Annotated in this window: 12 protein-coding genes; all 12 read right to left on the reverse strand. The window is 69.0% G+C overall.

Translation table 11 applies throughout. The features are described from left to right. Positions 1 to 29 precede the first annotated feature (29 nt). The 12 genes from Q5Z10_RS10725 to fliM all read right to left on the reverse strand — a co-directional run bounded on the left by Q5Z10_RS10725 (position 30) and on the right by fliM (position 12,770). Positions 30 to 773, reverse strand: a complete 744-nt coding sequence (locus tag Q5Z10_RS10725; protein WP_303639059.1) for an RNA polymerase sigma factor FliA — start codon at positions 771 to 773, stop codon at positions 30 to 32. After that, on the reverse strand, positions 770 to 1,657 hold the full coding sequence (locus Q5Z10_RS10730; RefSeq protein WP_303639060.1) for a MinD/ParA family ATP-binding protein: 888 nt from the start codon (positions 1,655 to 1,657) through the stop codon (positions 770 to 772). Before Q5Z10_RS10730 ends, Q5Z10_RS10725 begins: the two co-directional genes overlap by 4 nt. Further along, entirely contained in the window at positions 1,644 to 3,293 is a 1,650-nt protein-coding gene (gene flhF / locus Q5Z10_RS10735) for a flagellar biosynthesis GTPase FlhF (RefSeq protein ID WP_303639061.1), read from the reverse strand. The genes Q5Z10_RS10730 and flhF overlap by 14 nt, the downstream gene beginning before the upstream one ends. A 145-nt stretch (positions 3,294 to 3,438) precedes the next feature. Next, positions 3,439 to 5,538, reverse strand: a complete 2,100-nt coding sequence (gene flhA, locus Q5Z10_RS10740; protein ID WP_303639062.1) for a flagellar biosynthesis protein FlhA — start codon at positions 5,536 to 5,538, stop codon at positions 3,439 to 3,441. Then, positions 5,535 to 6,665 carry a flagellar biosynthesis protein FlhB gene (gene flhB, locus Q5Z10_RS10745; protein ID WP_303639063.1) on the reverse strand — a complete coding sequence of 377 codons (1,131 nt, stop codon included), beginning with the start codon at positions 6,663 to 6,665 and terminating at the stop codon, positions 5,535 to 5,537. The genes flhA and flhB overlap by 4 nt, the downstream gene beginning before the upstream one ends. Positions 6,666 to 6,769: 104 nt before the next feature. Then, positions 6,770 to 8,902 (reverse strand): putative bifunctional diguanylate cyclase/phosphodiesterase, encoded by a 2,133-nt coding sequence (locus Q5Z10_RS10750; RefSeq protein ID WP_303639064.1) that lies wholly within the window; start codon positions 8,900 to 8,902, stop codon positions 6,770 to 6,772. A 164-nt stretch (positions 8,903 to 9,066) separates the two neighbouring features. Further along, a complete protein-coding gene (gene fliR / locus Q5Z10_RS10755; RefSeq protein WP_303639065.1) occupies positions 9,067 to 9,858 on the reverse strand; it encodes a flagellar biosynthetic protein FliR in 792 nt (263 codons plus the stop codon). Positions 9,859 to 9,871: 13 nt separating this feature from the next. After that, positions 9,872 to 10,141, reverse strand: a complete 270-nt coding sequence (locus Q5Z10_RS10760) for a flagellar biosynthetic protein FliQ (protein ID WP_012510965.1) — start codon at positions 10,139 to 10,141, stop codon at positions 9,872 to 9,874. Between the two features lie 107 nt (positions 10,142 to 10,248). Next, entirely contained in the window at positions 10,249 to 11,028 is a 780-nt protein-coding gene (gene fliP / locus Q5Z10_RS10765) for a flagellar type III secretion system pore protein FliP (protein ID WP_303639066.1), read from the reverse strand. Position 11,029: 1 nt separating this feature from the next. Continuing rightward, positions 11,030 to 11,437: a flagellar biosynthetic protein FliO gene (gene fliO, locus Q5Z10_RS10770; protein ID WP_303639067.1), complete on the reverse strand. Its 408-nt coding sequence runs from the start codon at positions 11,435 to 11,437 to the stop codon at positions 11,030 to 11,032. Further along, positions 11,434 to 11,769 (reverse strand): flagellar motor switch protein FliN, encoded by a 336-nt coding sequence (gene fliN, locus Q5Z10_RS10775; protein WP_303639068.1) that lies wholly within the window; start codon positions 11,767 to 11,769, stop codon positions 11,434 to 11,436. Before fliN ends, fliO begins: the two co-directional genes overlap by 4 nt. Continuing rightward, the gene (gene fliM, locus Q5Z10_RS10780) at positions 11,766 to 12,770 is read right to left on the reverse strand and encodes a flagellar motor switch protein FliM (RefSeq protein ID WP_303639069.1); all 1,005 of its coding nucleotides are present in this window, start codon (positions 12,768 to 12,770) and stop codon (positions 11,766 to 11,768) included. Before fliM ends, fliN begins: the two co-directional genes overlap by 4 nt. Positions 12,771 to 12,779: the final 9 nt, after the last annotated feature.

A 12,779-nucleotide genomic window follows, 5' to 3' on the forward strand; every position in this document is an offset into this window, starting at 1 on the left:
GAGCCCGGCGTCGGCCATCTCGAGCATGTTCATTGTTCAAGGCCGGCATCGGCGGCCTCGAAAATCTTCAACCGGCCACGCAGGCGCAGCACTGCCTGGCCGTGGATCTGGCAGACCCGCGATTCGCTCACCCCGAGCACGGCACCGATCTCCTTCAGGTTCAGTTCCTGCTCGTAATAGAGCGACAGCACCAGCTGCTCGCGCTCGGGCAGGTGGCCGATGGCCTTGCCCAGCTCGCGACCGAACTCGCCGCGCTCCAGCACCTGCTGCGGGGTCGGGCCGCCCTGGGCGACGGTATCCAGCTCGCCCTGGTCTTCGATGCGCGATTCCAGGCTCAGTACCTGGCCGCGCGAGGCATCCTCCATCAGCCGCAGGTACTCCGGCAGCGGCATGTCCATGGCTGCGGCCACCTCGGTCGCGCTGGCGGCGCGCCCGGTGCTCTGCTCCAGCCGGCGGATGGTCGCTGCCGCATCGCGGGCGCGACGGTGCACCGAACGCGGCACCCAGTCGCCACGGCGGATCTCGTCGATCATCGAACCGCGGATGCGGATCGACGCATAGGTCTCGAACGAGGCGCCCTGGTCGGCGTCGTAACTGCGCGAGGCTTCGATCAGGCCCATCATGCCGGCCTGGATCAGATCGTCCACCTCGACACTGGCCGGCAGTCGTGCGGCCAGGTGGTGGGCGATGCGCCGCACCAGGTCCGAATGCTGGGCGATGACCTCGTTCGCCGCCGAGCGCTGGACTTCCCTGTACTGGGCGGCGCCTTTCATGCGGCCACCCCACGCTGCTTGAGAATGCGTTCGAGGAAGAACTCGACGCCACCACGGGGTTCGGTCGGGGCCTGCCAGCGGGCGGTGCGGCGGGCGATCTCGGTGATCGCCAGCGCGGCCGGGCTGGACGGGTAGGCCTTCACCACCGGCTGCTGGCGCTGCACCGACAGGCGCAGCCAGTCATCCTGCGGCACGCAGCCCAGGTAGTTCAGCGAGACATCGGCCAGGAACTTCTCGCAGACGCGGGTCAGCTTCTCATACAGCACGCGCCCTTCGTTGGGGTCGCGCACCATGTTGGCCACCACCTGGATGCGGTCCACGCCGCGTTCGCGCGACAGCACCTTGATCAGCGCGTAGGCGTCGGTGATCGAGGCCGGCTCGTCGCAGACCACCACCACGGTGTCCTGCGCGGCCTGGCAGAAGGTCAGCACGCCGTCATTGATGCCGGCGGCGGTGTCCACCACCATGATGTCCAGCTCGCGTTCCAGTTCGGAGAACACGTTGACCAGGCCGACGTGCTCGGCCGGGGCCAGTTCGGCCATGTGCCGGCGACCGGACGCGGCCGGCACCACCAGCACGCCGTTGGGGCCCTCGATGATCACATCGTCCAGGCTGCAGCGTCCGGCGACCAGGTCGGCCAGGGTGTTGGTGGGGTTCAGGCCCAGGATCACATCGATGTTGGCCAGGCCCAGGTCGGCGTCGAGCAGCAGCGTGCGCTTGCCCATGCCGGCCAGCGCCACGGCCAGGTTGGCCGACACGTTGGTCTTGCCCACGCCGCCCTTGCCGCCGGTCACGGCGATCGTGCGCACAGGGCCCAGCGGCTCGCTGCGGGTGGCCGACAGCGGGAAGGTGGTGGTCAGCTTGGCGTACTCACGCGACGGCATGGTTCAACTCCGGGTTGCAGGGCATATCGGCCGCGCGGCGCAAATCTTCAAGGCGAAGTACAAGATTGGCTGCACTGGCGCGGTGCAGGTCGTCCGGGACGTCCTGGCCGTCGGTCACCCAGGTGATCGGCAGCTTGTGGTCCACCGCCACCGACAGGGCGTTGCCGAAGCGGCCGGTCTCGTCCAGCTTGCTCAGCACCAGGCCCTGCAGGTTGGCCGCGCCGAAGCGGCGCACCACCTCGTCCATGTCGCCGAAGCTGGTGTTGGCCGGCAGTACCAGCAGGGTGCGGACCTGGCGGGCCGCGCGCAGCCACTGCAGCTGGGCAGCCAGCGCGCGGTCGCGCGGGCCGAGGCCGGCGGTGTCGATCAGCACCAGCTTGTAGTCCTTCAGGCGTTCCAGCAGCTGGTCCAGGTCGGTGCCGCTGTTGGCCTCGTGCACCGCGATGCCGAGCTGGCGGCCGTAACCGTACAGCTGTTCGCGGGCGCCGATGCGCAGGGTATCGGTGGTGACCAGCGCGACATCGCGGGCGGCATGGGCTTCGGCGAAGCGCGAGGCCAGCTTGGCGATGGTGGTGGTCTTGCCGGCACCGGTGGGGCCGACCAGGGCGATGACGCCGCCTTCTTCCATCGGATCGACCGGCGCGATCGGCAGCTTGCGCGAGATCAGCCCCAGCATCAGGCCGCGGCCACGGTGGGCCTCGGTCTCCGGCGGAATCTGCATGGCCACGTCGCGGGCGATGCCGGCGTCGAAGCCGTACTCGTCCATCAGGTCCAGCGCGGTGGCGCGCACCGGGCAGCCACGCAGGCGCTCGTCGGTGAAGCGGTTCATCTCGCGCTCGATCACCTGGCGCATGCCGGCCACTTCCTGGCGCAGGTGGCGGATCTCGGCGTCATCCGGCGCGACCAGGGTCAATGCGGGGGCCACGGCCAGGGCCGGCAGCGGCGCCGGCGCGGCCTCGACCGCAGCGGCGGCGACCGTGGCGGCAGCGACCGGCACCGTCTCCAGGTCCGGCGCCGGCGCAGCAGCGGCTGCCATGGCCATCGGCAACGGCGGCGGTGCAGCGGCGATCGGTGCGGCGGTGTCTTCCAGCGGCGGATCGATCTGGAAACGGGCGCGGTTGATAGCGGCCGGCGCGACCGTCGCAGCGGCGGCCGGCGGGGCCACGATGGCCTCGGCGAACGGCGCGAAGATCTGTTCGGGCAGCGTCGATTCATTGACGGCGGCGCGGGCCAGGGTGGCGGCAAAGCCGGTGCTGCCGCGGGTCGGCACGATCTCGTCGGCGCTGTCCAGGGTGCGGCCGGTGGCGCCCACCGCGGCGCGGGCGAGGGCGGCGACCGCCGACGTGGTCGCGGCGACCGGCTCGGCGGCGGGGGTGCTGCTGCGGCGGCGGGTGACGGCAGCGATCACGGCATCGGCAGCGGTGCGCGGCTTCGGCGGCGGCGGCGGGGCCACCTCGCGGCGCGAGGCTTCCAGGGCGCGCTGCACGGCGCTCTCATCGTAGTTGGCGGCAGCGACGATCTCGATGCCTTCCTCGATCCGGCGGTTGGACAGGATCACGGCGTCGGGGCCGTGCTCCTTGCGCACCAGGTTCATGGCCGAACGCATGTCGGCGGCGACGAATCGTTTGATTTTCATGCTGTGGTCACGGGACGAAGTCGGCGGAGTGGCGGTCGGAGAACGCGGGTGGTCGGTGGTCTGCACGGTTCGGGTTCCCCTTGGAATCTGTCGGTTGCTGCGTTGTGGAGGTGGTGTCTGTTTTCTGGCGCGTCGGGAGGCGGCGTCAGCTGATCGTTCCGACCAGCTTCAGGCGCTTGTCTTCCGGCACCTCGCTGTAGGCCAGGACCGACAGCGACGGGACGCTGTGGCGGACCAGGCGGGCCAGCGCGGAACGCACCGGGCCCGGCACCAGCACCACCGCCGGCTCGTTCCTGGCTTCCTGCTTGCTGACACATTCGGCCAGGCTCTGGTGCAGTCGCTCAGCGAGTCCGGGTTCCAGCGCGGCGCCGTTGCCCTGCGTGGACTCCTGCAAGACACGTTCCAATTGCGGGTTGAGGGTGAACACCGGCAGCTCCGCCGACATTCCGGCGATCTCCTGCACGATGAAGCGGCCCAGCGCGGTGCGCACCGCCGCGGTCAGCGTGGCCGGGTCCTGGCTGTGCGCGGCGTGTTCGACCAGCGCCTCGGCGATCTTGCGCAGCTGGCGGATCGGAATGCGCTCGATCAGCAGGTTCTGCAGGACGCGCACCACCGCCGACAGCGGCAGCGCCTTGGGCGTCAGATCTTCGACGAGCTTGGGGGCACTCTTGGCCAGGTTGGCCAGCAGGTGCTGCACTTCCTCGTGGCCCAGCAGTTCCGGGGCATGCTCGCGGATCAGGTGCGACAGATGGGTGGCAACCACCGTGGCCGGGTCGACCACGGTGTAGCCCATGGTTTCCGCCTGGGCACGCTGGTGCGGCTGGATCCAGGTGGCGTCCAGGCCGAAGGCCGGGTCCTTGCCGGCGATGCCTTCCAGCGGGCCGAGCGCGCTGCCCGGGTCCAGCGCCAGTTCGCGGTCCGGATGGATGTCGGCGGTGGCCACCGGCACGCCATGCACCAGCACCCGGTAGCCATTGGCCGGCAGTTCCAGGTTGTCGCGGATGTGCACAGAAGGAATCAGGAAGCCTACGTCCTGGGTCAGCTTGCGGCGCACGCCCTTGATGCGTGCCATCAGCTCGCCGCCCTGGTTGCTGTCCACCAGCGGAATCAGCCGATAGCCCACTTCCAGGCCCAGCGGGTCGACCGGGCGCAGTTCGTCCCAGCTCAGTTCGGCGGTGGCCGCCGGCGCGGCGGGGCGGCCCAGCGCATTCAATGCAGCGGCGTCATTGGCGGCTGCATCGGCAGCCGGCGCCTGGCCCTTGCGGTACAGCTTCCAGGCGATGAAACCGAGGATCGCCGCCAGCGTCAGGAAAGCGACGTTGGGCATGCCCGGCACCAGGCCGACCAGGCCCAGGATGCCGGCGGTGATGGCCAGCGCGCGGTACTGGCCGAACACCTGGCCGGTCATGGCCTGGGCCATGTCCTGCGAGCGCGAGGCGCGGGTGACCAGCATCGCCACGGCGCTGGACACCAGCAGGGCAGGCAGCTGCGCCACCAGGCCGTCACCGATGGACAGCAGGGTATAGGTGGCGGCGGCATCGCCGAACGGCATGCCATGCTGCAGCACGCCCACGGCCAGGCCGCCGAGCATGTTGATGAACAGGATCAGGATGCCGGCGATGGCGTCGCCGCGGATGAACTTGCTGGCGCCGTCCATCGCGCCGTAGAAGTCGGCTTCCTCGCGGACTTCCTCGCGGCGAAGCTTGGCTTCCTCACGCGTCAGCAGGCCGGCGTTGAGATCGGCGTCGATCGCCATCTGCTTGCCGGGCATGGCGTCCAGGATGAAGCGCGCGGTCACTTCCGAGACGCGGCCGGCGCCCTTGGTGATGACCACGAAGTTGATGATGGTGAGGATCGCGAACACCACGATGCCGACCGCGTAGTTGCCGCCGATCACGAACTCGCCGAAGGCGGCGATGACCTTGCCGGCCGCGTCGTGGCCGTTCTGGCCATTGAGCAGGATGACGCGGGTCGAGGCCACGTTCAGCGCCAGCCGCAGCATCGTGGTGATCAGCAGCACGATCGGGAAGATGGTGAAGTCCAGCGGCCGTTTCACGTACACCACCGCCAGCAGCACCATCAGCGAGATGGCGATGTTGAAGGTGAACAGCGCATCCAGCACCGGTGCGGCCAGCGGCACCACGACCATCGCCAGCAGCGCCAGCACGATCAGCGGGGCGCCAAGACCCTGGCGGATCATCTCCAGCGCACGGCGGGTGTTGAACGCGGGGGCCTGCGCGCTCATGGGCGGCCCCCATTGCCGAATTCATCCACGGCGATCTGCGGTGCGGACGGCATCGGGCCGCTCCGCCAGCTGCGCAGCTGGTAGACGTAGGACAGGACCTGGGCGACGGCTGAATACAGTCTCACGGGGATTTCCTTGCCGAGTTGGCCTTCCCGATACAAGGCGCGTGCCAAAGGCGGGGCGGAGACGATGGCGACCTTGTTGCCGTCGGCCACTTCACGGATGCGCAGCGCGGTTTCATCCACCCCCAGCGCCACCACGGTCGGGGCGTTCATGGCCCCGCCCTCGTACTTCAGGGCCACCGCGTAGTGGGTGGGGTTGACCACCACCACGTCGGCGCTGGGCACCGCCTCCATCATCCGGCGGTTGGCCATCTGCTGCTGCAGCTGGCGGATGCGGCCCTTCACCTCGGGGCTGCCTTCACTTTCCTTCATTTCCCGGCGCAGCTCTTCACGGGTCATCTTCAGCTTGCGCATCCAGTTCCAGCGCTGGTAAGGCGCATCGATGGCCGCCAGCACCAGCATGGCGCCGGCGGTGGCCAGCAGCAGCTTCAGGGTGAAGCCCAGGCCATCGGCGATGGCCGTTTCCAGTGGCTGGTGGATCAGCCCGCGCAGCGTGTTGAACCCGGTCCAGACCACCAGGCCGGCGGCCACGCCGACAAACGCGATGCGCAGCAGCGACTTGGCGAACTCGGCCACCGCCTCGGCGCCGTACAGGCGCTTGAGGCCGGACATCGGGTTCAGGCGGTTGATGTCGGGCAGCAATGCCTTCTGCGACCAGCGCAGGCCGCCCATCAGCAGCGGCGCGACGAAGCTGGCCAGCAGGCAGACCAGCACCAGCGGGGCGATCGCCCAGGTCAGCTGCAGCAGCAGGTCGCCGAAGTGGCCGAACAGTTCCTTCGGGTTCTGGCGCAGGCTCTGCGGCGGGCTCAGGGCCTGCTTCATCCAGGCCGTGGCACCGCTGGTCATCGAAGCGCTGGTGGCCATCACCGCGATCACCCCGGCGCCGAACACGGCGGCCGTGCCCAGTTCACGCGAGCGCGGCAGGTTGCCCTGTTCACGGGCGTCGCGCAGGCGCTTTTCGGTTGGCTGTTCGGTCTTTTCGCCTGCGTCTTCGTTCTCGGACATCACGGGCACTGCGGCTGGGGTTGCCGGGGTGCATGCAAGAAGTGTTCCGTGATGCGGCCCATTGCAGGCCGCGCCGGCCGGCCGCCGCACGTGGCCCGGCGGCGTTACCGGGCGGGATCGTCCGTCGGCGGGTTCTGTGCCAGCTCCACCCGCGGCCGCGGCAGGTCGTGCAGCTGCATGAAACGGGCGGCGTCGACCGGGCGGCCCAGCAGGTAGCCCTGCAGGTAGTCGCAGCCCAGCCGCTCCAGGTACGCGCGCTGGGCAGCGGTTTCCACGCCCTCGGCCACGATGTCCATGTCCAGCGCATGGCCCAGCGCCACGATCGCCGACACGATCACCACGTCCTCGGCGCTGTGCTCCAGGTCGCGGACGAAGGCGTGATCGATCTTGATCTCGGTGGCCGGCAGGCGCTTCAGGTACAGCAGGCTGGAGTAGCCGGTGCCGAAGTCGTCGATGGAGATACCCACGCCCAGCGCCGAGAAACTCTGCAGCAGCCGCAGGCTGGTATCGGTATCGCGCATCACCGCGCTTTCCGTGATTTCCAGCACCAGGTTGCGGGGCGCGATGCCGTGCCGTTCGATCACCTCGCGCACGTCCTGCAGCAGGTGCGGGGAACTGAACTGCACCGGCGACAGGTTCACCGACATCGACCAGCCGTCATGGCCGGCGTCATGCCAGCGCCGCAGCTGCTGGCAGGCCTGGTCCAGCGCCCAGCGTCCGATCTCGTTGATGGCGCCGCTGCGCTCGGCCAGGCGGATGAAGCGGTCCGGCGGGATCAGGCCATGTTCGGGGTGGCGCCAGCGGATCAGCGCTTCGGCACCGGCAACCTTCTGCGTGGCCACGCGGATCTTCGGCTGGTAGTGCAGGAACAGCTGCTCGCCACCGATCGCGCGGCGCAGGTCGGCCAGCAGCCGGAACTGCTGCTCGGCGCTGTCGTTCATCCAGTCGGCGAACATCACGAAGGCGTTGCGGCCCGATTCCTTGGCCTGGTACATCGCCGCATCGGCGAAGGCCATCAGCTGGCGTTCGCTGGCGGCGTGGTCCGGGCAGATCGCCACGCCAATGCTGGCGGTCACCTGCAGTTCGTTGTCCGGCAGCAGCGGGCCGCTGCCGACCGCCTGCAGGATGCGCCGTGCCAGGGTCGGCAGGTCCTCGTCGTTCTCGATGCGCACCACCATCACGAATTCGTCGCCGCCCAGGCGGGCCAGCAGGTCATGGGGGCGCAGCAGCTGGCGGGTGCGCTCGGCCACGGCGACCAGCAGCGCATCGCCGGCCTGGTGGCCGTAGGCATCATTGACCTGCTTGAAGCCGTCCAGGTCCATGAACATCACCGCGAAGCGGCTGCCGCCCTGTTCGGCCTCGGCCAGCGCCTGCACGATGCGCCGCTGCAGCAGCAGGCGGTTCGGCAGGCGGGTGAGCGGGTCGTGCAGCGCGGCCTGGGTCAGTTCCTGCTGGGCGTCGGTCAGCGAGGTGCTCAGCATCGAATTGCGCAGGCGCAGCAGCTGCGACTCCACCCGCTGGTCCAGCCAGGACACCACCAGGACCACGGCCAGGATGGCCACCGTCAGCAGCACCACCAGGATCGCCAGCCAGTCGTTCTGCAGGCCATCGCCCACCGCCGCGCCGCAGACGCTGCCTTCGGGAAAGCGCGCGGCGGCCATGCCGGTGTAGTGCATGCCGACGATGGCCAGGCCGAGCAGGCCGGCTGCCGCCAGCCGGTCGCCGCTGCGGGTGTGCTGGGCGCGCAGGCGGAACGCTACGTACAGTGCGGTCCACGACGCCGCCACCGCGACCAGCAGCGACAGCAACAGCCAGCCCAGGTGGTAATCGATGCCCGGCTGCATGCGCATCGCCGCCATGCCCACGTAGTGCATGGCGGCGATGCCGCTGCCCATCAACAGGGCGCCGCCGGCCAGCCGCGGGTGGGGCAGGGTGCGCAGCGATACCAGCCACAGCGCGAACACCGATGAAGCGATGGCCAGGGCCAGCGACAGCAGGGTGATCGGCAGGTCGTAGCCCAGCGCGATGGGAAGGTCGAAGGCGAGCATGCCGATGAAGTGCATCGACCAGATGCCCAGGCCTATCGCGAAGCCGCCCCCCAGGCGCCACCACCAGGTGGCCCCTTTGCCGGGTGCGGTGACCGTGCGCCCGGCCATGGCCAGCGCGGTATACGAGGCCAGTACCGCAACCAGCAGCGAGGTGGCCACCAACCACGGGTTGTACGTGCCTACCAGCATTCGTCAGTCTCCCGGACCTGCCTGTCAACGGAAAAACCACGGTGGGGCATGCATAAGGCGGGCGGCCAGCACGGCCGCCGGGTGCAGCGTCCCCCCGGTCGCTGCGCATTCACTCTAACGCGCGCCCGGGGGGGGACGGCAAGCAGCAGGGCGTGATGACCGCGTCAGCGGGTCACCGCATCGGATGCCTGGAAGGCCGCGTCGAACAGGCGCTGCACCGGCGGCCCCATTTCGCCCGCCAGCAGGGTGAGCAGGAACAGGCCCAGCAGCAGCGAGACCGGCAGGCCCAGCTGGATCGGATTGAGCGCCGGCGCCGCGCGCGCAAGCACGCCGAAGGCCAGGTTCACCGCCAGCATCGCCACGGTGAGCGGGATGGCCAGGGTCAGGGCGCCGCGCAACACGGTCAGCAGGAACGTGGGCGCAATGCTGAAGAAGGCGTGCGGATCGGGCAGCGGCGCCCCGATCGGCAGTGCCCGGTAGCTGTCCACCACCAGCGAGATCAGTGCCAGGTGGCCATTGGCGGTGAAGAACAGCAGCCCGAACAGCAGGTAGAACCACTGCCCGATGACACCGGACGTGCCGCCACGCAACGGGTCGCTCATCTGCGCGAAGGCCAGGCCGGTACCCTGCGCGACCAGTTCGCCGGCCATGGCGCCGGCCTCGAACACCAGCCGCAGCATGAAACCGATGGCCACGCCGATGGCCAGTTCGCGGGCGATGGTCAGCACGGTGGCGGCGTCGAACCCGGTCCAGTCCGGTACCGGCGGCAGCAGCGGGGCCAGCGCGATGGCCAGCGTGCCGGCCAGCACCACGCGGACCCGGCCGGGCACCGCGCGGGTGCCGATCATCGGCATTGCCATGGCCACCGCGCCGATGCGCAGCATGGTCCACAGCACGGTGCCGATCATGCCGAAGGCCTGCAGGCCGTCGGCGGCCATCTGGGTGGCGGCGTCCATCGAAGCGCGCGTCCTAGCCGATCAGGTGGGGAATGCGCTGGAACAGCAGCGTGGTGAATTCCACCAGGTGGCCGATCAGCAGGCTGCCCAGCGCGAACAGCACGGCGGTCAGCGCGGCGGCCTTGGCGACGAAGGCGATGGTGGGTTCGTTCAGCTGGGTGGCTGCCTGCACCACGCCGACCACCACGCCAACCACCAGCACGGTGAGCAGCAGCGGGCCGGCCACCCACAACACGGTGATCAGGCCACCACGCAGTTCGGTCAGGGCAAGTTCGGGAGTCATCGTTGTTCCATGGGTAGCGCCGGGTCACACCCGGCAACAAGTGTTCGGTAGTGCCGGGCCCTGCCCGGCGACTGGACCCGCCTGCCTCTCGATCACGCCGGATTGATTCAAGCCGGATTGAAGCTGGCCGCCAGCGTGCCGACGGTCAGCACCCAGCCGTCCACCAGCACGAACAGCAGGATCTTGAACGGGGCCGAGACCAGCATCGGCGACAGCATCATCATGCCCATCGACATCAGCACGCTGGCCACCACCAGATCGATGATCACGAACGGGATGAAGATCAGGAAGCCGATCTCGAAGGCGGTCTTCAGTTCGCTGGTGACGAAGGAGGCGACCAGCACCGGGAACGGGATCGCGTCGGGGTTGGCGTAGGTGCCATGGCCGGCGATGCCGGCGAAGGTCATCAGGTCGGTCTCGCGGATCTGCGCCAGCATGAAGCCGCGCAGCGGCGTGGTGGTCAGCGTCCAGGCCGTCTGGAAGTCGATCTCGCCGTTGAGGTAGGGCGCCATGCCGGTGCTCCAGGCCTTGTCCCAGGTCGGCAGCATGATCATCGCGGTGAGGAACAGGGCCAGGCCCAGCAGGACCTGGTTGGACGGCGTCTGCCCGGTGCCCAGTGCCTGCCGCAGCAGGCCCAGCACGATGATGATGCGGGTGAACGAGGTCAGCACCAGCAGCATCGACGGGATCAGGGTGATCGCCGTCATCAGCAGCAGGGTCTGCAGCGGCAGGCTGACCGGTGCACCGCCGATCTTGCCGACGTTGATGTCCGGCAGCGGCGTGCCGCCAGCGCCTGGTGCGGCGAAGGCCAGCTCGGGCAGCAGGCACAGGGCGATCAGCAGCAGCCACGACAGCAGGGTGGCCGGACGGGAACGGGAAACGCGCATGTCAGGGGTCCTTGCGCAGCCGCTGTTGCAGCAGCTGGGCGAAATTCGGCAGGTTCTTCAGGTCCGGCACGCGCACCGGCGCCGGAGGCGGCAGCGGTTCGGCCAGGGTATGCAGGGCGTTGATGCCGCCGGCGGTCACGCCCAGCAGCAGCTGCTGGCCGTTGACCTCGATCACGACCACCCGTTCCTTGGCGCCGACATTCAGGCTGGCCACCAGCTTCATGCCTTCGGCAGGGCGGAAACCGCTGCCGGGCAGGCGCTTGAGCAGCCAGCCCAGGCCGACCACCAGGGCCAGTACCGCCAGCAGCGCGAACACGGCACCGAACAGGCCCGGTGCCGCCGGCGCATGCTGGCCGACCTGCGGGGCCGTCTTGGCGACGGCCAGCAGCGTGGAGGCGATCGCGCTCAACGCAGTCTCCGGATCCGCTCGCTGGGGCTGACCACGTCGGTCAGGCGCACGCCGAAGCGGTCGTTGATCACCACCACCTCGCCGTGGGCGATCAGGGTGCCGTTGACGAACACGTCCAGCGATTCGCCGGCACCGCGTTCCAGCTCCACCACCGAGCCCTGGTTGAGCTGCAGCAGGTTGCGGATCGGCAGGCGGGCGCGGCCGACTTCCAGCGACAGCGTGACCGGCACATCCAGGATCACGTCCAGGTTCAGGTCCGGGCCGGTGGCCTCGTCGGCCTGCAGGCTGCCGAACTGGGCCGGGGTCGGTTCGAGGGCGTCGATGTCGTTCATTGCGGGTCTTCCTGGATGACGGGTACGCGCGGACGGGTGCCCGGCGGATGGGTAGCGGTGATCTTCACGGCGTTCATGCCGTTGGCGATGCCGAACTCACCGGTGAAAACCGGGATGTTCTCCACGCACAGCGGTACCTGCGGGCTGAGGTCGATCGGCAGGATGTCGCCGACCTTCAGCTGGGTCAGGTCGCGCAGGGTCATGCGCTTGCTGGCCAGCACGCTGGACAGGGTCACTTCGGCCACGTTGAGCTGTTCGCGCAGGGTGCGGCCCCAGCTTTCATCGCGGTCGTTGCGGTCGCTCTGGATGCCGGCGTCGAGCAGTTCGCGGATCGGTTCGAGCATCGAGTACGGCAGGGTGACGTGGATGTCGCCGCCACCGCCGTCGAGTTCGACGTGCAGCCGGCACACCACCACGTACTCGCGCGGCGTCACGATGTTGGCGAAGTGCGGGTTGATCTCCGAGTTGATGTACTCGAAATCCACCTCCATCACCGGTGCCCACGCTTCGCGCAGGTCGGCGAAGGTCTGCTTCAGCAGCAGGTGGATCACCCGCATTTCGGTGGCGGTGAACTCGCGGCCTTCGATGCGGGTCGGGTAGCGCCCGTCGCCGCCGAAGAAGTTGTCGACGATGGCGAACACCAGGGTCGGCTCGAACACGATCAGGCCGGTGCCACGCAGCGGCTTGAAGCGGATCAGGTTCAGGTTGGTCGGCACATACAGCGAGTGCATGTAGTCGTTGAACTTGATCAGTTCGATGCCGCGCACCGAGAGCTCGGCCGAGCGGCGGATCAGGTTGAACAGGCCGATCCGCCACAGGCGCGCGAAGCGCTCGTGGACCATCTCCAGGGTCGGCATGCGACCGCGGATGATCCGGTCCTGGCTGGCGAAATCGTACGAGCGCGCTTCGCCGCTGGGGGCGTCCGGCTCGGTTTCGACCGCGCCGCTGTCCACGCCATGCAGCAGGGCATCGATCTCATCCTGGGACAGCAGGTCATTCATCTGGAGGCC

Source organism: Stenotrophomonas sp. 704A1, from assembly GCF_030549525.1.
Lineage (GTDB): Bacteria > Pseudomonadota > Gammaproteobacteria > Xanthomonadales > Xanthomonadaceae > Stenotrophomonas > Stenotrophomonas tuberculopleuritidis.